Annotated in this window: 16 protein-coding genes; 12 read left to right on the forward strand and 4 right to left on the reverse strand. The window is 59.6% G+C overall.

Features of this window, described 5'->3' with window-relative positions; genetic code table 11:
- Window positions 1-139 precede the first annotated feature (139 nt).
- Together ACTJJ7_RS02430 and ACTJJ7_RS02435 are read left to right on the forward strand one after the other, a co-directional pair.
- A complete protein-coding gene (locus tag ACTJJ7_RS02430) occupies window positions 140-814 on the forward strand; it encodes a response regulator transcription factor (protein WP_130272767.1) in 675 nt (224 codons plus the stop codon).
- A complete protein-coding gene (locus ACTJJ7_RS02435) occupies window positions 811-2,172 on the forward strand; it encodes a sensor histidine kinase (protein ID WP_440965133.1) in 1,362 nt (453 codons plus the stop codon). The genes ACTJJ7_RS02430 and ACTJJ7_RS02435 overlap by 4 nt, the downstream gene beginning before the upstream one ends.
- Before the next feature lie 20 nt (window positions 2,173-2,192).
- Here ACTJJ7_RS02435 and ACTJJ7_RS02440 read toward each other — a convergent pair whose 3' ends face one another.
- A complete protein-coding gene (locus ACTJJ7_RS02440) occupies window positions 2,193-3,455 on the reverse strand; it encodes an amino acid deaminase (protein ID WP_440965134.1) in 1,263 nt (420 codons plus the stop codon).
- A gap of 29 nt (window positions 3,456-3,484) precedes the next feature.
- Window positions 3,485-4,630 carry an NAD(P)/FAD-dependent oxidoreductase gene (locus ACTJJ7_RS02445; RefSeq protein WP_105733575.1) on the reverse strand — a complete coding sequence of 382 codons (1,146 nt, stop codon included), beginning with the start codon at window positions 4,628-4,630 and terminating at the stop codon, window positions 3,485-3,487.
- A gap of 128 nt (window positions 4,631-4,758) precedes the next feature.
- Here ACTJJ7_RS02445 and ACTJJ7_RS02450 point away from each other — a divergent pair, with 128 nt between their 5' ends.
- From ACTJJ7_RS02450 to ACTJJ7_RS02475, 6 genes are all read left to right on the forward strand, one after another.
- Window positions 4,759-5,433: a helix-turn-helix domain-containing protein gene (locus ACTJJ7_RS02450; RefSeq protein ID WP_130272764.1), complete on the forward strand. Its 675-nt coding sequence runs from the start codon at window positions 4,759-4,761 to the stop codon at window positions 5,431-5,433.
- A gap of 96 nt (window positions 5,434-5,529) precedes the next feature.
- Window positions 5,530-7,071: an ABC transporter substrate-binding protein gene (locus ACTJJ7_RS02455; protein ID WP_440965136.1), complete on the forward strand. Its 1,542-nt coding sequence runs from the start codon at window positions 5,530-5,532 to the stop codon at window positions 7,069-7,071.
- A gap of 178 nt (window positions 7,072-7,249) precedes the next feature.
- The gene (locus ACTJJ7_RS02460; RefSeq protein ID WP_105733578.1) at window positions 7,250-8,266 is read left to right on the forward strand and encodes an ABC transporter permease; all 1,017 of its coding nucleotides are present in this window, start codon (window positions 7,250-7,252) and stop codon (window positions 8,264-8,266) included.
- Entirely contained in the window at window positions 8,266-9,159 is an 894-nt protein-coding gene (ddpC, locus tag ACTJJ7_RS02465; RefSeq protein WP_105733579.1) for a D,D-dipeptide ABC transporter permease, read from the forward strand. Before ACTJJ7_RS02460 ends, ddpC begins: the two co-directional genes overlap by 1 nt.
- Window positions 9,159-10,178: an ABC transporter ATP-binding protein gene (locus ACTJJ7_RS02470; RefSeq protein WP_440965138.1), complete on the forward strand. Its 1,020-nt coding sequence runs from the start codon at window positions 9,159-9,161 to the stop codon at window positions 10,176-10,178. Before ddpC ends, ACTJJ7_RS02470 begins: the two co-directional genes overlap by 1 nt.
- Window positions 10,073-11,170 (forward strand): oligopeptide/dipeptide ABC transporter ATP-binding protein, encoded by a 1,098-nt coding sequence (locus ACTJJ7_RS02475; RefSeq protein ID WP_440965139.1) that lies wholly within the window; start codon window positions 10,073-10,075, stop codon window positions 11,168-11,170. The genes ACTJJ7_RS02470 and ACTJJ7_RS02475 overlap by 106 nt, the downstream gene beginning before the upstream one ends.
- Before the next feature lie 47 nt (window positions 11,171-11,217).
- Here ACTJJ7_RS02475 and ACTJJ7_RS02480 read toward each other — a convergent pair whose 3' ends face one another.
- Complete coding sequence (locus ACTJJ7_RS02480) at window positions 11,218-12,684, reverse strand: M81 family metallopeptidase (RefSeq protein WP_105733582.1); 1,467 nt, start codon at window positions 12,682-12,684, stop codon at window positions 11,218-11,220.
- 108 nt (window positions 12,685-12,792) lie between these two features.
- Here ACTJJ7_RS02480 and ACTJJ7_RS02485 point away from each other — a divergent pair, with 108 nt between their 5' ends.
- The 4 genes from ACTJJ7_RS02485 to ACTJJ7_RS02500 all read left to right on the forward strand — a co-directional run bounded on the left by ACTJJ7_RS02485 (window position 12,793) and on the right by ACTJJ7_RS02500 (window position 16,933).
- On the forward strand, window positions 12,793-13,617 hold the full coding sequence (locus ACTJJ7_RS02485; RefSeq protein WP_440965142.1) for a M55 family metallopeptidase: 825 nt from the start codon (window positions 12,793-12,795) through the stop codon (window positions 13,615-13,617).
- A gap of 53 nt (window positions 13,618-13,670) precedes the next feature.
- Window positions 13,671-14,462: a creatininase family protein gene (locus ACTJJ7_RS02490; protein WP_105733584.1), complete on the forward strand. Its 792-nt coding sequence runs from the start codon at window positions 13,671-13,673 to the stop codon at window positions 14,460-14,462.
- A gap of 76 nt (window positions 14,463-14,538) precedes the next feature.
- The gene (locus ACTJJ7_RS02495) at window positions 14,539-16,158 is read left to right on the forward strand and encodes an ABC transporter substrate-binding protein (RefSeq protein ID WP_440965144.1); all 1,620 of its coding nucleotides are present in this window, start codon (window positions 14,539-14,541) and stop codon (window positions 16,156-16,158) included.
- A 97-nt stretch (window positions 16,159-16,255) separates the two neighbouring features.
- Window positions 16,256-16,933 (forward strand): Pr6Pr family membrane protein, encoded by a 678-nt coding sequence (locus ACTJJ7_RS02500; protein WP_440965145.1) that lies wholly within the window; start codon window positions 16,256-16,258, stop codon window positions 16,931-16,933.
- 12 nt (window positions 16,934-16,945) lie between these two features.
- Here ACTJJ7_RS02500 and pepT read toward each other — a convergent pair whose 3' ends face one another.
- The gene (gene pepT / locus ACTJJ7_RS02505; protein WP_130272760.1) at window positions 16,946-18,178 is read right to left on the reverse strand and encodes a peptidase T; all 1,233 of its coding nucleotides are present in this window, start codon (window positions 18,176-18,178) and stop codon (window positions 16,946-16,948) included.
- Window positions 18,179-18,323 lie beyond the last annotated feature (145 nt).

An 18,323-nucleotide genomic window follows, 5' to 3' on the forward strand; every position in this document is an offset into this window, starting at 1 on the left:
AGGCAGCGTGTCATGTGCGGACTTGTGAACACATTTGGCGCCGCAGCGGGGGAAGGGCCGGTTTCGATGCAAGCCAGCCTCAATGTACGCACGCTATCCTGTGTCATCTTGTTGGCGGGCAGGCTTATGGGGGACTGGAATGCGAGTGTTGCTGGTGGAAGACGAGAAGGAGATGGTTGCGGCTCTGTGCAACGTCCTGACCCGTCAGAATATGATTGTCGACAGCGTCTCGACCATTGCCGCTGCGGAATTCATGCTGAAGGACAATGTGCATGACGTGCTCGTTCTCGACCGTCAGCTGCCCGATGGCGATGGATTGTCCCTGGTTCCGCGCTTGCGGGCAAACGGGCAGAACATTCCGGTTCTGGTCCTGACGGCGCGAGGCGATCTCAATGACCGCGTTGCCGGCCTGCAGGGCGGAGCCGATGACTATCTGGGCAAACCATTTGCCTTTGAAGAACTTCTGGCCCGGCTGCGTGCCCTTTTGCGCCGCCCGTCAAGCGTCGTGCCGGAGGTGGCGAAGATCGGCCAGCTGGCATTTGATTTCGAGCACCGCGAGGCCTGGGTCAAGGGCGAGCGCATCGATATGCCAAGGCGGGAGGTTCTCGTGCTTGAAGCCTTGATGCGGCGCATGGGGCGCATGGTTCAGCGCGCCACGCTGATGGAGGCAGTCTTCGGCATGAATGACGAGATCGATTCGAACGCGCTGGATACGCATATTTCGCGGGTGCGCCGCAAACTCAGCGATGCCGGTGCAGGCGTTACCATCAATGGCGTTCGCGGCCTTGGCTACCTCCTGCGGGAGACAGCATGAAATTGTGGAGTTCGCGGTCGCTGAAATGGCGTCTCGTCAGCCGCCTGCTGCTTTTTGAAGCTGCGATCATCCTGTCGCTTTTGGTGGCCATTGTCGGCGGCCTGTGGAGTTCCGGCTATCTGATCGAGGATTATGAAGGCGGCAATCTCGATGTCCTGAAAGATGCCCTGTCCCGCAACGGCGCGGGTCAACTGGTTCTGCTGGATACGCCGGATATGGTGCAATTGCGTGGGGATGTCACCGATCTCTGGTTCATCATCCGCGACAAATCGGGAAATGAGCTGTCGCAGGGGAGCATTCCTCCCGAGTTCGCACTGACGGGCGCCATGCTCGATCATCTGGCGGATGCGCGTCTGGCCGATGAGCCGGGACGTCCAAAACGGCCCGACGCCGTTGTCAAATGGCAGGATACCGCTGCCGGGAATGTGCAGATATTCACGGGAACGCAGGGACACATGTCATTCAAGCGCATGATCGCCGGTGTGTCCGGCGGGATGATGACCGTCATCATCCCTCTTTTCCTGGCAATGGCCCTGGCCAGCCTCGCCATAACCCCGCTGGTCGTGCGGTTTGCGCTGAAGGGGGTCAAGAGGGCTGCCGACGAGGCTGCTCAGATCGCCTACGACAAGCGCGGCCTGCGTTTGTCGACGGCTGAAGTTCCTGAGGAGCTTGGTCCGCTCGTCAATGCGGTCAATGACGCCTTGAGCCGGCTGGACAAGGGATATGCCCTGCATGAGCGCTTTCTGGCGCAGGCGGCACATGAGCTTCGAACACCCATTGCGATCCTCAACACGCGCGTCGCGGCATTGCCTGCAAGTGGCGAGAAAACCCAGCTTCTGCAGGATATATCAAGACTGGCCATCCTGAGCGGGCAGCTTCTCGACCTGCAACGGCTCAACCATGCACCCATGCCTTTCGTGCCGGTCGACCTGGTGGGCGTTGCCGGACGCGTCGTGCTCGACCTCGCGCCGCTGGCCTTCGCGGCGGGGTATGAAATGTCGTTCGAACCCGATGCCGGTGAAATCATCGTGGATGGCGATCCGATGTCCATCGAGCGGGCGCTTACCAATCTGGTTCAGAACGCGATCGATCATGGCGGCGGCTCGGGCACGATCCTCGTCAAAGTGCTGCAAACCAAAGCCATTGTCGTGGCGGACGAGGGCGCAGGGATTTCCCGGGAGAAGCGCGAGGAGGTTTTCGAGCCTTTCAACCGCCTGCAGCCGCAGAGTTCGGGAACGGGCATCGGCCTGAATCTGGTCAAGGAGATCATGCAGCTTCACAACGGAGCCATCGAGATCGGCAATGGCCCTCTCAAGGGTGCCTGCTTCACGATGCGCTTCTCCGGCACGGCGGCTTGATGTCCTGAGACGGAAGAGTTCTAGAAAAATGTCTTGAACACGTCCTGGATGTTATAATCCCCATCAACGAGATACATGATGTCCCATTTGTCGAACGTCGTGCACGGATGCGAAATCCCCAGGCCGATACGGTCGCCATAGGCAAGTTTCAAGCCGGGATCAAAGCGCATGAAACAATGCTGGTCATTGATATCGATGATTGCACATCCGTCGGGAAGGTCCCGAACGCCGGTATCCGCATTGGCCATGAGCAGCGGTACCGGTAATCCGGCATCGGTGCCGCAATCGCGGCGGCCAGCCGTGAGCAGGGCAAGCCCGGGTTCGGGAACGGATTGCACATAGGCCCAGATTTCCAGTGCCCGCCGCAACCCGTCTTCTTCTCCAAGGATGGATTTCAGCTGGGTGTGGTGGTTGTGATAGAGCCCCGAGTCGTGTGTCACGTAGCAGCCGCTGCGCGTGACCACGCGCATTCCCGCCTTCGCCAGCTGTTCAATGACAATATGATAATAGGACGAGCCGCCCGCGGTGACGATCGGCTCCTCTGTTCCGAACAGACCCTGTTCCCGGAATGATTGCGCCAGGGCGGCGATCTCGGCGACAAAAGCGGTAACAGCCTGCTCCTGCGCGCCGGATTTTGCCTTGATCAGGCCCTCGAAGGCTTCAATTCCGGCAAGGCAGACTTCCGGCGTGGCGCGGATATGATGGGCAAGTTCGGTGGCGATGCCGTTGGTGCGGCAGCCGGTGCGCCCGCCGCTGTATCCGCGTTCGACGAGCAATTTGACCGGCCGGGTAAGATGGTTACGCCGTGCAGCGTCCGCGATGGCTGTCACACCCTCGATGCTGTCGGCGATCATCATGAAATCAAGGTCCGGCGCTTCCAGCATTCCGGCAATGGCATCGAGTTCGGCTGCACCCACGGCCTGGTTGGCGAGGATGATCCTCTGCGCACCGAACTGGCGGCAAACGCGCATCTGGTGGACCGTGGCAACCGTCAGCCCCCAGGCTCCGTCCGCAATCTGGCGGGCCATGATCTGCGGGCACATGGTCGTTTTGACATGGGGCGCGATCAGCGCGCCGCGATCGGTGACAAACCGCTGCATCCAGCGTGAATTGTGGGCCAGCGCATCCGCACGGATCACCGCTGCGGGAAGCGGGACATCGCCGGCAAGCACGTTCCAATGCTGTCTGCCGACATCGCCAAGCGGCATGCGCTTTCCGAATGGAAAACTCTTGATGCTGTCGTCCAGCATCAAGGCTGCGAGCGAATCCACATTGAAAGTCATCAGCCGGTCCCTTTGATGCTGCCGAGATATCAGGCTTGCAGCCGTTGAAATGATTTGAGTTCCTTTCGCGCGGGTGAAACGGATCCCGCGTCGAAACCGGCTTGAAGGATTGTGTCCGGCACCGCCTCGTGACAGGCAAGCGCTGCCGCCACCTTTGCCAGCGCCGGAGCGGTCTGTATGCCATAACCGCCTTGGCCGGCAAGCCAGAAAAAATTGGCGAGCGCGGGATCGTAGCCAACGACCGGACTTCTGTCGGCGGCAAAAGTCCGCAGTCCGGCCCATCGGCGTGAGATGGAACGGACCGGCAGATCGGCCGCCTGCTGGATACGGTCGACGGCGATGGCCACGTCCATCTCGTCGGCTTGCGCGTCACAGGGCTCGCTCGGTGTTTCGTCGGCCGGGGAGGCCAGCAGCTTGCCCGCTTCCGGTTTGAAGTAGAACTCTTCGTCAATGTCGAGCACAAGCGGCCAGGAGGAGACATCGACACCATCCGGCGCGTCCAAAATCATCGCGGTCCGGCGCAGCGGCGTCAGGCCGATCCGTGCTGCCCCGGCCGCCGCCGCCACATCATCGGCCCAGGCCCCGGCTGCATTGATGACGGTTGTGCCGTGGAAAGCACCATTTGATGTCGTAACGTCCCAGCCTGTCGAGCTCCGCTTCAGCGCAAGAACGTCCGCTGATGTTACGATGCTGGCGCCACGGGCGCGTGCGCCTTTCAAATAGCCCTGATGCAGGGCGTGGACGTCGATATCCCGGGAGCTCTCGTCCAGCAGCCCGTAGGCGACATAACCGGGACGGATGATCGGCACGCGCTGGCATATGGCGGCGGGTGTCATGACCGGAGAAGCTTTTCCGCTGGAACCGAGAATATCGGTCATTGCAGCGATGCCGTCATGCTGATCGGCACGGGCGATATAAAGGACGGAACGCGGGCTGAGCAGTTCATTCTGGGCAAAACCTTCGGGCGGCGCTTCATACATGCTGCGGCTTGCCCGGGTGAGTGCGCGGATCGCGGCATTGCCGTAGGTTTCGGAAAAGAGCGCTGCGGACCGCCCCGTGGTGTGATATCCACAATGGGACTCGCGCTCCACAAGAAGCACGGATGATTTGGCGGCCAGTTCATAGGCTGCCGAAGCGCCCGCAATGCCACCGCCAATGATAATGAAATCGAACATGTATCACTCCTGAATTTAGCGTATAAGAAACTTAATTTTCTTAATGATCAAGTAAATTTTCCTTATCGCGTCGGCAGACGCGCTGTAGTAGCGTAATTCGCTATAAAATGTAGGATGATAGAATTATAATGACCGATCAGAAAACTGGCTTGGGTGACTTTCTCCGGGACATTCGCGTTCGCAATCATTGGACTCTGTTGGAAGTAAGCGAGATGACCGGGCTTGCCGTGTCGACGCTTTCCAAGGTCGAGAACAATCAGATGTCCTTGACCTATGACCGTCTGGTTCAGCTCGCTGCAGGGTTGGGTGTCGATATTGTTGAGCTTTTCGGCACAAGACCGGTGGAATCCACGCCCAGTCTCCTGGGGCGCCGTGCCATAAGCCGGCAAGGGGAAGGGCGTTTGATCCAGACCGGCAACTATGACTATCTCTACCTTTGCACCGAGATATCCAAGAAATCCATGGTGCCGATCCTTGCCGTTCTGCATGCCAGAACAATGGAAGAGTTTGGTGAATTCGTCCATCATGACGGTCAGGAATACACCTATGTCATCGAAGGTGCGTTGGAGCTGCACACGGAGCATTATGAGCCCGCAATGCTGAAAGCCGGCGATTCCGTCTATTTCGATGCCTCCATGGGCCATGCCTATCTCTCCGTCAGCGAGAGCCCGGCACGGATTCTCTGTGTTTGCTCCACCTCCGAAAAGGAACTCATCAACTCACTGGTCGGCGCGGATGGAGAGATTTCGAATTTGAAAAAGAAATCCAAAAGCCGACGCAAGACTAGTACGATAAGAAAATAAGTTGCGCTTAGGAAAATCATTACCTATTCTGATCGTGCGGATAAATTGCCGGAAACAAGGCGCCGTTCGAGTCCGCCGAACCTCAGAGGGTATAAAATGGTTTTCTCACAATGGAAGAAAATGGGGCTTGCCCTGTTGCTTGCCGCATCGGTCAGCAGCAGCGCGCTGGCTGCCGCCGATGTTCTGGTTCTGGCGCGCGCCGAGGACCCGCCCACGGCGGACCCGGGCGTGGAAATCAGCAATAGCGGCTATACGCTGATCTACGCAGCCTATGAACATCTGGTTGCGTATAAGGGTGCGACCACCGAGGTTGTTCCCGAGCTTGCCGAGAGCTGGTCCGTCGACGACTCTAATCTGGTCTGGACGATCAAGCTCGCCGCCGGCCATAAATTCGACGATGGCACGCCGGTTGATGCCGCGGCGGTCAAGTTCAGTTTCGATCGCCTGATGAAGCTGAAGGCCGGACCATCCGATTCATTTCCCGTGCTGAAGGAAGTCCAGGTCGTCGATCCGATGACGGTGAAATTCGTGCTGTCGTCGCCATTCGCTCCGTTTCTTTCGACCCTGGCGGTTTCGGGTGCGGCGATTGTCAATCCGAAGGTGATGGAGCACGAAGTCAATGGCGACATGGCCAAGGCCTGGCTTGTCGAGCACACGGCAGGCAGCGGCGCTTACAGGATTTCGAGCTGGGAGCGCAATCAGAGCATTGTGCTCGATCGCAATCCGCACTTTTCCGGACCGGCGCCTGCCTTGAAGCAGGTCGTCATCCGGGTCATGGGAGAAGTTTCCGCCCGCCGCCTTCAACTCGTCAATGGTGATGCGGACATCATCGAACAGGTGCCCGTCGATCAGGCGGAAGCCCTGAAGAAGGACCCCTCGATTGTTGTCGAGAGCAATCCAAGCCTTTATGTGAGCTACGTCTACCTCAACAACAAGCGCCCGCCGCTGGATGATGTCCGCGTGCGCCAGGCGATTTCCTATGCCGTTGATTACAAGGGCATCGTGGACGGCATCATGCAGGGGCAGGCCGAGCAGATGCGCGGAGCCGTGCCCGATGGAATGTGGGGTCATGATCCCGCCGGTTTCCAGTACAGCTATGACATTGAGAAAGCCCGGGCGCTGATGAAGGAAGCGGGCCAGTCCAATGTCCATCTGACCTATACATTCTCCCAGGCCGATACCTCGTGGGAGCCGGTCGGTCTCGCCCTGCAGGCCAGTCTCGCCGAAATCGGCATCAAGCTGGATCTGCAGGCGGTGGCCGATACAACCAAGCGCGAAATGGCGGCCAAGGGCAATTACGACCTTGCCCCGGGTGCCTGGACCCCGGATTTCGCCGATCCCTATATGTTCATGAACTACTGGTTCGACCCGGACAAGATGGGCGGGCCCGGCAACCGGGCATTCTACAAGAACCCCAAGGTCACGAGTCTCGTTCAGGAAGCGGCCAGTACCGTTGACCAGGCCAAGCGTGAAAAACTCTATCTGGAAGCCCAGACGCTTTCCACGCAGGACGCGCCTTATCTCTATCTCATCCAGAAGAACGATATTTTTGCGCGGCGGGCCGCGGTTCAGGGTTATGTCTATAACCCGATGCTGATCCAGGTCTACAACTTCGCGACAATGTCCAAGAAGGAATAGCCGGGCGCTGGCGTGACCACCCGGCCTGACACCTCGTCAGTTGAAACTCCTGTTCCAAGCGCTCACGCAATGCGAGGGACAGGAGGACTATCGGGTTCCGTCCGAACAGGACGGAAGGGATACGCTCATTTCCATGATATGAAGCAGCAAAAGCTGCACGAAATGAGGATTGATAGTCATGACAATCACTCGAATTATCGTTCCGCGCCTCATCCTGTTGTTCTTCGTCGTCTTTGGCGTCGCCATCATTACCTTCGCCATTTCGCACCTGATACCCGGCGATCCCGCACGCCTGATCGCCGGAGACCGGGCGAGTGCGGAAACGCTGGAGAACGTGCGGCGCGACCTGGGGCTCGACCGGCCGGTCACCGATCAATTCGTCATCTATGTGCGCAACCTGCTGCACGGCGATCTGGGAACGTCGCTGCGAACGCGGCGGCCGGTGGCCGCCGACATCGCGACCTTCCTGCCCGCTACGCTGGAGCTTGGCCTTCTCTCGCTTGTGCTGGCGGTCCTGATCGGCGTGCCGCTCGGGGTCTTCTCGGCGATCTACAAGGATGGTCCGATCGACCAGATTGCCCGTACGGTGTCGGTCTGCGGTATTTCGATGCCGGTCTTCTGGTTCGGCATGGTGGTCATCCTGCTGTTTTATGCCAAACTGCAGATCCTGCCGGGAAGTGGCAGGCTGGCCATGGCGTTCGCCGCACCGCAGCGTGTCACCGGCTTCTTCCTGATCGATACCCTGCTGGAGGGCCGGTTTGACGCGTTTCTCAGTGCCGTGCGGCATCTCATTCTGCCGACCTTCGTGCTGGCCTTCGCCAATCTCGGCGTCATTACACGGCAGATCCGCGCGTCGATGCTCGATGTGCTGCAGGAAGATTACATCCGCACCGCCAGGGCAAGCGGCCTGCGGCGCAGGGTTGTCATCTTCAACCATGCCCTGCGCAATGCGCTGATACCCTCGATCACGCTGCTCGGTCTCGCCTTGGGCGATCTGCTCTACGGGGCCGTGCTCACCGAAACCATCTTTGCCTGGCCTGGCATGGGCACCTATGTGGTGACCTCAATCCAGACCCTGGATTTCCCGGCCATCATGGGTTTCACCGTGGTTGCCTCCATCGGCTACGTCCTCATCAATCTGGTGATCGACCTGGCTTACATGCTTGCTGATCCGCAAATCCGGGAGGTGGGATAATGGTTGCAATCAATCCCGAAGATCAATCCGCCGCAGGCCGCGTGCCGAAGCGCTCGCGGCTGCACTTTCTCTGGTATCTGACGCGGCGCAGCCCGCTGACACTGGTCGGACTGCTGATCATCACGCTGCTCGTCATCATGATCGTCGGCGCCCCCTTCATCGCGCCGTATGACCCCAACAAGGTCATGCTGTCGGCACGGTTGATGCCGCCAAGCGCGGCCCATTGGTTCGGCACGGATGAAGTCGGCAGGGACCTGTTTTCGCGGGTTATCTATGGTTCGCGCGCCTCTTGCGGTGCGGCTTTCATGATCGTGCTCATTTCCATGAGCATCGGCGTGTTTCTGGGTTGTCTCTCAGGCATTGTCGGCGGAGTTTTCGACAGTGCCATGATGCGTATCATGGATGTCGTCCTGGCCTTGCCCGCGCTGGTGCTTGCCATGGCATTGGCGGCGGCCCTCGGCCCGAGCCTCTTCAATTCGATGCTGGCGGTGGCGATCGTGCGCATACCGGCCTATGTCAGGCTGGCGCGCGGCCAGACGCTCTCGCTGCGCGAGCGGGTTTTCGTCAAGGCATCCCGAACCTTCGGGGCCTCCAATCTCTATATCCTGCGCTGGCATATGCTGCCGAACGCACTCTCGCCGCTGATCGTGCAGGCGACGCTCGATCTCGGCGGTATTGTTCTCATCGCGGCGGCGCTGAGTTTCATCGGCCTTGGCGCGCAGCCGCCGACGGCGGAATGGGGCGCGCTTGTCAGCAGCGGCCGGAGCTTCATCCTCGACCAGTGGTGGTACGGAACATTTCCGGGGCTGGCAATTCTTGTGACGGCCATGGGCTGCAATCTTCTGGGTGACGGCATCCGCGACATGCTGGATCCGCGATTGGGGACGAGATAATGACCGCACACAGCGTACAGCGCCCGCACGCCTTGAGCATTGAAAACCTTTCGCTCGAATTTCCGACCTATGCCGGTGCCGTCAAGGCGCTGGATGGCGTGACGATCAAGGTGGGAAATGCCGAAATCGTTGGTCTGGTGGGCGAGTCTGGCTGCGGCAAATCCGTCAGCACCATGGCGGCCACACGTTTGTTGCCGGAAGGCCGATACAGGATCACCCAAGGGAGCATCCGCCTTTTCGGGCGCGATCCGATGGCGATGGACGAAGAGGAGCTTCAGCAGGTTCGCGGCAAACTGGTTTCGACCATTTTCCAGGAACCCATGAACGCGCTCAACCCGACGATCCGGATCGGCCAGCAGCTGGTGAGCGTCATCCGGCGTCACGAAGCGCTCGGCAGGAAGGCGGCCGAAGCGGTGGCGGTCAATATTCTGGCCGATATGCTCATCCCGGAGCCCGCCCGCATCATGCAGGCCTATCCGTTCGAATTGTCGGGCGGCATGCGCCAGCGGGTGCTCATCGCCATGGCATTCTCGTGCAATCCGGGCCTGATCATCGCCGACGAACCGACGACAGCCCTCGACGTCACGGTCCAGGCGGCGATCCTGCGGCTTATTCAGGGGCGGGCAAGGCGGACCGGAACATCGGTGGTGTTCATATCCCATAACATCGCCGTCGTATCGCAAATCTGCGACCGGCTTTACATCATGTATGCCGGGCGCATCGTGGAGTCGGGGCCGACCCGCGCGGTCCTCGACCGGCCGCAGCATCCCTATACCAGGGCGCTTCTGCGCTGCCTGCCCGAACGGGTCCGGCCGAAGGAGCCGCTGGAGTCCATTCCCGGCACGGTACCCAATCTCCTTGATCCGCCGCCGGGATGTTTTTACCGGCCGCGATGCCCGGAGGCCGATGCCAGATGCATGGAGAAACCGCATTCAACCGCCTTGCCGGGCGGGCAGGCCGTGTCCTGCTGGCAACGGGCCGGCCATCCATCCCATCCGTCGAGCGAGGTTCCGTCGTGAAACCAGCCCCGCTCCTCAGTGTCGAAAATCTCACCGTCCGGTTTCCTGGAGCAACGAACTGGTTCGGGCAGGTGACATCGCAGGTCCATGCCGTGAACAATGTCGATCTCTGCGTGCTGCCGGGCGAGAGCCTCGGTATTGTCGGGGAATCTGGCTGCGGCAAGAGCACGCTCGTTCAGGCTGTGATTGGCCTTGTCAGGCTGACGAGCGGCAGAGTGCTGGTGGACGGGCATGATTTTGCCGGTGCAAACGGCACGCTCAAGCGCGATCTCCGGCAGAAGATGCAGATCGTCTTTCAGGATCCGCAATCGTCGCTTGATCCGCGGTTGCCGGTCTGGCGCCTGATCACGGAGCCGCTGCATATCAGGGGAGGCATGCCGGCGGCTGCCTTGCGGGCCCGGGCGGAAGAATTGGCCGTCTCCGTCGGATTGAGAAGCGATCAGCTCGACCGGCTGCCGCATGAGTTTTCCGGGGGACAGCGCCAGCGTATCGCCATCGCCCGGGCGCTCAGCACGGACCCCGAACTTCTGATCCTCGATGAGCCGACATCGGCATTGGATGTGTCGGTGCAGGCCCAGATCATCAATCTGCTCCTGAAGCTGCAGCGCGAGCTTGGGCTTTCCTACCTGTTCATCTCACACGATGTGTCGCTGGTCCGCCATTTCTGCGACCGGGTTGCGGTCATGTATCTTGGACAGATCGTCGAGACGGGGCCGGCGGAGGCGGTGTTTGACGATCCCGCGCATCCTTATACCCGGACCTTGCTCGCCAGCGTTCCCAGTTTGGAAAATTCCCTTCCCGACGTGGATGCCAGCCTCACAGGCGAGCTTCCGAACAACCGCCGTCTGCCCGCCGGGTGCTATTACCGCGAACGGTGCAGATCAGCTGTGCCGGGATGCGAACTGCAGCAAGCGCTTTTGGCTGTGCCAAAGGCCGATGCGGAGAGTGCGCCACGGCATCAGGCGCGCTGCTGCCTGCATATGCCGGCATAGATAGGAAACGCCGCAGTTCGTTTTGACCTGCGGCGTTTCCAGGCGCTCTACGCCATGGCGGCGGCGAAGGGGTTTTCCACCCTGGGCCAATAGCTGTTCTTCAGTTTTGTATAGGGCAGGTCTTCAAAATGCGGCTGCAATGCGCCCGGTGCGGCGATGTAAAGGATTTTGCTGGCAATCGGCTCAAATCCCGCGCGGAAGTGATTGCTTGATTTGACGATGACGATTTTCCGGGTCGAGGGATCAAGCCCGAGTGCTGTCATGCATTCCGGATGAAACGTCTGGGTGCGCAGGCTGTTGAGGATGATGTCAACACCATCGCAACTGACCCAGGCGGCATCGCCAATGGACAGTGGCACAATGCCGAAACGCTGGGTGATGCCGGAGGCAAGGCGCCGTACGGTCACTGTCAGGTCAAGCGGCTGGCCCGATGCCTCGCCGATCTTGCCGCCGATCCGCAAGGGAAGCACAGCGCCTTCCCCGGCTTCGTGGCAAAGCCGGACGGCGATGGGATCCCAATAGAGGCAGCTGACAACGTCCTTGATGCCCCGTTCAATGACGCGCCTGAGCACGAACGTCGAATCTCCGGGCGCGCCGCCGCCGGCATTGTCCGATACGTCGGCAAGCACGACCGTACCGTGCGGCACCTCCAGCGCCTGATCGAGCGCTTCGTCGATGCTGGCGTGTTCCGGTTTGAGTTCCTTTCGCAGCGAGAATATTTCCTGGCCAAACGCCGTTGCCAGCGCCTGCGCCTTGCCGATATCGCGATCCGCGACCACCAGCATCTTTGCGCCGACATCCGCAACATCGCCCCAGGGAAAGCCGTGGCAGAAGGAGACAGACAAGATGCCGTCCTGTCCCTCGAGGGCTTTCATCCGGTCAACCAGCCCGCGCAGCGGCTGCTGATGCACGCGGAACGTGCCGATCATGCGGCAGTCGAAATCGGCCATCACCGGCCGGCAGCCGTCCTCAACCACCTTGACCAGCAGCTGGAACAGGTGTTCCGCGCGCTCTTCTATATCCGTATGCGGATATTCCTTGTAAGCGACCAGCATGGTGGCATTGTCGATCATGGTTCTTGTCATGTGGCAATGCAGATCGAGTTCCGCACCGACGGGTATGTCAGGGCCTACGATCTTGCGGACATGAGAGAGAAGGTCGCCTTCGACATCGTCATAGCCCTCGGCAACGCAGGCGCCGTGCAGTGCCAGCAGCACACCATCAACGGGCATTGCCGCCTGAAGGTCGGCGAGGATTTCCGCGCGAAACGCTTCATAGGTTGCCCGGGTCGTGGTGCCGCCCGGTTCCGCCACGGCGCAGAGGCTTTCAACCACATCCCAGCCGCGGGCCGCTGCGGCATTCAACCAGACATGCATCTGGGACGAGCAGCAATTCAACGGCCTGGACGTGGCGTCGCCATGCGCAATAAGATTCTCACGGAATGCCTCATAACCCGTTGGTATGGGGGAAAAGGTGTTTGTCTCCGTATCCAGACCTGCAATGAACAGCTTCATGGGACTCCTCCGAATTTTTGAAAATTAATTTTCGTATAGATAAATTATGTTTCTTGTCGGAAAGTCAATCTGGTATTAAGCCATACAGTCTGGAGCTGGGAGGAAAACATGCGCCTTTACATTTCTGCCGATATTGAGGGGATCGTCGGCGTGGTCAGCCGCGATCATCTGACGCCCGAGGGGTTCGAGTATGAACGCGCCCGCGATTGGATGACCGACACGGTTGTCGCCGCCTGTGAGGAGGCGCACGACAACGGCGTCGAGGAAATCGTGCTGAGCGACTCGCACGGCAATGGCCAGAGCATCAAGATCGAGCGCCTGCCCGATTATGTTCAGATCGTCCGCAGCTGGCCGGGGCCGCTGATGATGATGCAGGGGATCGAGGTCGGAACATTCGCCGGAGCCATGCTCATCGGCTATCATGCCGGCGCCAGTCACATGGGCGGCGTTCTCTCCCATACGATCGGCGGAACGGCATTTCATGAAATCCGCATCAACGGCAAGGTTGTGCCCGAGGCCGGCATCAATGCCGCGACCGCTGGTGATTTCGGCATTCCGGTCATCCTGACGTCCGGCGACGATGTGGCGATGCAGGAGATCAGCGAACATCTGGGGGACATCGTGACCGTTCCCGTGAAGTGGGCCTATGGCACCCGTTCAGCGCGCTCGCTCACGCCCAATGCGGCCCATGAAAAATTGCGTGCGGGCGTTAAGACGGCCTTGTCGCGGATCGGTTCGATGCAACCGCTGGTGATTGAGAAACCCGTTCTGGAAATCACCTTCCGCAACCGGTTGCCCGCCGAATTCCTGTCCTATCTGAAGTTTGTCGAGCGAACCGACGGCTATACGATCCGTTATCAGGCAGACGATATGGTCGATGTGTCGAAGTTCATCATGTTCGTTCTCGGCTTCAATTCTCAACTGACATTCTAGCCACGCACAAGCCGTCACCCGCAATGACTGCGTATTTTGGGAGTATGGAAACAATGACGAGGGAAGTTGAATGGGCCCGCTTGACGGCCCCGGAACTGAAGGAGCGGGCAGGGCAGCCAAATGCGCTGGTGATCCTGCCGGTTGGCTCGCTCGAGCAGCACGGGCCCCATCTACCGGTCATCACCGATACCGCCAGCGCCGTTGCCGTGTCGCTGCAGGCGGCAAGGCTGGTTGCTGAGGAGATTCCGGTAACGGTTCTGCCCGGCCTCTGGCTTGGCATGAGCGAGCATCATTTCCCCTTCGGCGGCACGATCAGCCTCGATTATGCGGCCTATCGCGCCGTGCTGACGAGCATCGTCCGCTCCCTCAAGGTTCTGGGCTTCCAGAGGCTGCTCATCGTCAATGGCCATGGCGGCAACATCGATCCGCTGGCCGTTTCCGTGCGCGAGCTGGCGGTAGAATACGCCATGCCCATCGTTGCCACAACGCCGTGGATGCTTGCGCCGGAAAAGCTGGCCGCGGTCTTTGAGGTGGATGCGGGGCCGACCCACGCCTGCGAGGGGGAATCCTCGCTGATGCTGGCCATCGCCGGGGACATGGTGAAGACACAGAAGTTTTCCGAAGCTGCGCAAAAACATGATGGCGCCATATCGGTTCCATCGGGGATTTCGCGCTTCTACGCCTTTCCGGAAAGAGCCCCCGTCACCGGCACCATGGGAGACCCGCGGTCGGCATCGGCAGAAAAGGGTGAGCGCTTCCTGCAAATTCAGGCGGACGAGCTTGTGTCGCTGATCCGCTCGGAGCAACTCTGGTCGAAGCCGCAGGCGGTCTGGGCCGCATCGTAATCCGGTTTGGTTTGCAAGGAAGACAGGCGGGGCGCGTCTAAGCCCCGCCCATAAAAACAAAAGAGGAGAACATCTGATGAATTTCGGTATCGCCCAGCATTCCATCGCTCTTGCCTGCACCGCTTTGTCCCTCACGCTTTTCCCGGTCCTGGCAGCACCGGCCAGCGCCAAGACACTGGTCTATTGCTCGGAGGCCTCGCCTGAAGGGTTTGACCCGGCGCTTTATTCCACCAACAGCACCTGGGATGCCTCATCGAAGCCGGTGTATAATCGGCTTGTGGAGTTTCAGAACGGAACAACCAATGTCCTTCCCGGTCTTGCCGAGAGCTGGACGATTTCCGATGACAAGCTCACCTATACGTTCAAGCTTCGAAACAACGTAAAATTCCACACGACCGAGTATTTTACGCCCAGCCGCGACCTCAATGCTGACGATGTTGTTTTCTCGCTGCAGCGCCAGCTCGACAAGACCAGTCCCTGGCACACCTATATCACGGGCATCACCTGGGAAATGACAACCGCCATGGGCCTTCCCGACATGGTCAAGGAAATCAGCAAGGTCGACGACAAGACCGTTAAGATCGTTCTGTCGGCCCCCAGTGCTTCGGTGCTTGCCAACCTTGCCATGGACTTTGCATCGATCCTTTCCAAGGAATATGCCGATCATTTGCAGGCGGATGGAAAGATGACACAGCTCAACGAATTGCCGGTGGGGACCGGACCATATCAGTTCGTCAATTACCAGCAGGACTCCGTGGTCCGCTTCGCCGCCAATCCGGATTACTGGGACGGCAGACAAAAGATCGACGACCTGATTTTCTCCATTACCCTTGACCAGACGACGCGGATACAGAAGCTGCGGGCAGGGGAGTGTCAGGTTGCCTCCTATCCGTCGCCCGCCGATGTCGCCGGGTTGAAAGCCGACAGCGAATTGAAGGTGCTGGAACAACCCGGCCTGAACGTCGCCTACCTCGCCTACAACACGCTTGTCCCGCCGTTCGACAAGGCCGAGGTGCGCAGGGCGTTGAACATGGCGATCAACAAGCAGGCCATTGTGGATGCCGTATTCCAGGGCATGGGGCAGGTCGCCAAGAACCCGCTGCCGCCTGCAGGCTGGGGTTACAATGATGCCGTCAAGGACGATCCCTACGATCCGGAAAAGGCAAAATCGATGCTTCAGGCTGCCGGCGTCGGCAATCTGGCGATGAAGGTCTGGGCAATGCCGGTCAGCCGCCCCTATATGCCCAATGCCCGCCGGGCCGCCGAATTGATCCAGGCCGATTTCGCCAGGGTTGGCGTGTCGGTCGAGATCGTTTCCTATGAATGGGGCGAATACCTCAAGAAGGCGCGCGACAAGAACCGGGACGGAGCCGTCATTCTCGGCGGGACCAGCGACAATGGCGATCCGGATAACCTTTTGAGCTTCTTCTTCGGCTGTGCCGGTGTGGGTTCCAGCAACTACTCGAACTGGTGTTTCCAGCCGCTCGATTCACTTCTGCAAAAGGCACGGATTATTCCGGATCAGGCCGAACGCACCAAGCTCTATGAAGAAGCGCAGGTCATCATCAAGAGGGAGGCGCCGATTGCCGCCCTCGATCATTCGACGGTTGTCATGCCCATGTCGAAAAAAGTGTCCGGATATGTGCTGGATCCCCTAGGGTCGCATCGTTTTGACGGTGTCGATCTGGCGGAATAGCTGAAAGCACCGGCGCAGGGTCGATTTCGGTAAAAACCGCTTCAGTTTCCCCACGGATATGGCTAGAGCATTTCCGGCCATAGGGGGAACTGGAGCGGTGGAATCACGACATATCGTTCAAGCACCGGGTGCCGCGGCCGTTCGAATCTATCGCGTCCTGCTCGCACTTGCCGTTTTGATGGGTATTGGCATCGCCTATTTCGCCATCATACCGGCCGCTCATGTCAGCCGGCTCCGGCTGACGGCTAACTTTTTCAGCTATTTCACCATCCAGACCAATACGCTTGTCTTTCTCGGCCTGGTGTTTTCACTGGCAGCACCAGCTTCCCGTCCGGGACAATGGGTGCAGCGTCCCCCTGTCAGGTCGGCGCTGTTGTCATACGTGGTCATGACCAGCATCATCTATGCCCTTGTCCTGCAGACCGCGTGGCGGCCAACCGGATGGCAGGCGCGCGGCGACCAGATTCTGCATTACGCCGTTCCGGTGCTTTACGCCATTGACTGGCTGTTCTGGGTCCGGCGCGGCGCGCTCTTGTGGCGCCATGCTTTGTGGTGGCTGCTTTTCCCGGCGGCTTATGCGGTTTACACCCTGATCCACGGTCATTTCTCCGGGTTCTATCCCTACCCGTTTATCGATGTTCCCGAGATCGGTCTCAGCGAAACCGTGGTGAACATGGCCTGGATGACCGCCGGTTTTCTCGGGCTGGGGACACTGGTCGTCACTATCGACCGGCTGATATGCAGATATGGTGCCCGCAAGACACGAGCACTCTAAAGAAATTCTGCTCTAGGCCCGTTCCTCCCAGATCTTCGCAAGTTCGACCAGCGTCTTGACGGCCCTTTCCATATCCTGGCGGCTGACCCATTCGAGCGGCGAGTGGAAGGCGTGGCCGCCGGCAAAAATATTGGCGCAGGGCAATCCCATGAACGACAGCCGCGAGCCGTCGGTACCGCCGCGGATGCTGCCGCGCACCGGCACCATACCGGCCCGGCGAACCGCCTCAACCGCATTGTCGACGATCTCCGGATGCCGGTCGAGGACGGACTTCATGTTGCGGTACTGCTGCCTGACAGTGAACGTATGGGAAGATCCGGGATAACCGGCCATGACCTCCTTCACCAGCGCTTCGAGCATGGCTTCCTTGGCAGCAAGGCCATCCTCGGTGAAATCGCGGATGATGAAGCTGAGCGCCGCCTTTTCCATCGAACCGGTGACGCCTGTCGGATGAATAAAACCCTCTTTGCCTTCCGTTGTCTCGGGCGCAATATCCCGCGGCAGCCGGTCGATGATGGCGCCGGCGATCTTGATGGCGTTTTCCATCTTGTCTTTGGCGAAACCCGGATGAATTGCGACACCTGAAATGGTGATGTCGACCCCGTCGGCCGAGAAACTCTCGTCCTCGATATGGCCTGCGGTTTCGCCGTCGACGGTATAGGCGAACTGCGCGCCAAGCTTGGCCACATCCACCTTGTCGACGCCGCGCCCGATTTCCTCGTCCACGGTGAGCAGCAGTTTGATCGTGCCGTGGCGGATATCCGGGTTGTCGACAAGGAACTGTGCCGCCGTGATGATCTCTGCCAATCCCGCCTTGTCGTCGGCACCGAGAAGGGTGGTTCCGTCTGTCGTGATGATGTCATTGCCGATCTGGTCGAGCAGGACCGGATTGTCACTGACGCGAATGACCTGCTGCGGGTCGCCGGTCAGCTGTATGTCGCCGCCGCCATAGTTCTGCAGAATGCGCGGCTTGACGTTTGTGCCGGTAAAATCGGGCGCCGTGTCCATGTGCGAGCAGAAGCAGATGACCGGCACCGGCTTGTCGACATTGGACGGGATCGTTGCGTGGACATAGCCGTGCTCGTCCATATGCGCATCGGATAGGCCGATGGCGAGCAGTTCCGCGACCAGCACATGGCCGAGATTCTTCTGCTTCTCGGTGGATGGTTGCGTCGGGGATTGCGGGTCCGATTGGGTGTCGATGACGACGTAGCGAAGGAAACGATCGGTAACGGTGTCAGTCATGGGCTCAGCTCCAATCTTTGCATGCCAGCGATGTACTGCTGTAACTCTTGGCACCGGAGTCGTGAATAGATTTTTGCCTTGCTCCCCGCTTTTTCCCGTTGACCAGCTGGCACGCGCATCGGGACCGGGCGAAAGCGGACAGGAC

The sequence above is a fragment of the Phyllobacterium sp. 22229 genome, assembly GCF_052056495.1.
Classification (GTDB): domain Bacteria; phylum Pseudomonadota; class Alphaproteobacteria; order Rhizobiales; family Rhizobiaceae; genus Phyllobacterium; species Phyllobacterium myrsinacearum.

Bases quoted from the DNA above. Each gene is read 5' to 3' on its own strand.
- ACTJJ7_RS02430 (WP_130272767.1), top strand. From the start codon at position 140: ATGCGAGTGTTGCTGGTGGAAGACGAGAAGGAGATGGTTGCGGCTCTG.
- ACTJJ7_RS02435 (WP_440965133.1), top strand. From the start codon at position 811: ATGAAATTGTGGAGTTCGCGGTCGCTGAAATGGCGTCTCGTCAGCCGC.
- ACTJJ7_RS02440 (WP_440965134.1), bottom strand. From the start codon at position 3,455: ATGACTTTCAATGTGGATTCGCTCGCAGCCTTGATGCTGGACGACAGC.
- ACTJJ7_RS02445 (WP_105733575.1), bottom strand. From the start codon at position 4,630: ATGTTCGATTTCATTATCATTGGCGGTGGCATTGCGGGCGCTTCGGCA.
- ACTJJ7_RS02450 (WP_130272764.1), top strand. From the start codon at position 4,759: ATGACCGATCAGAAAACTGGCTTGGGTGACTTTCTCCGGGACATTCGC.
- ACTJJ7_RS02455 (WP_440965136.1), top strand. From the start codon at position 5,530: ATGGTTTTCTCACAATGGAAGAAAATGGGGCTTGCCCTGTTGCTTGCC.
- ACTJJ7_RS02460 (WP_105733578.1), top strand. From the start codon at position 7,250: ATGACAATCACTCGAATTATCGTTCCGCGCCTCATCCTGTTGTTCTTC.
- ddpC (WP_105733579.1), top strand. From the start codon at position 8,266: ATGGTTGCAATCAATCCCGAAGATCAATCCGCCGCAGGCCGCGTGCCG.
- ACTJJ7_RS02470 (WP_440965138.1), top strand. From the start codon at position 9,159: ATGACCGCACACAGCGTACAGCGCCCGCACGCCTTGAGCATTGAAAAC.
- ACTJJ7_RS02475 (WP_440965139.1), top strand. From the start codon at position 10,073: ATGCATGGAGAAACCGCATTCAACCGCCTTGCCGGGCGGGCAGGCCGT.
- ACTJJ7_RS02480 (WP_105733582.1), bottom strand. From the start codon at position 12,684: ATGAAGCTGTTCATTGCAGGTCTGGATACGGAGACAAACACCTTTTCC.
- ACTJJ7_RS02485 (WP_440965142.1), top strand. From the start codon at position 12,793: ATGCGCCTTTACATTTCTGCCGATATTGAGGGGATCGTCGGCGTGGTC.
- ACTJJ7_RS02490 (WP_105733584.1), top strand. From the start codon at position 13,671: ATGACGAGGGAAGTTGAATGGGCCCGCTTGACGGCCCCGGAACTGAAG.
- ACTJJ7_RS02495 (WP_440965144.1), top strand. From the start codon at position 14,539: ATGAATTTCGGTATCGCCCAGCATTCCATCGCTCTTGCCTGCACCGCT.
- pepT (WP_130272760.1), bottom strand. From the start codon at position 18,178: ATGACTGACACCGTTACCGATCGTTTCCTTCGCTACGTCGTCATCGAC.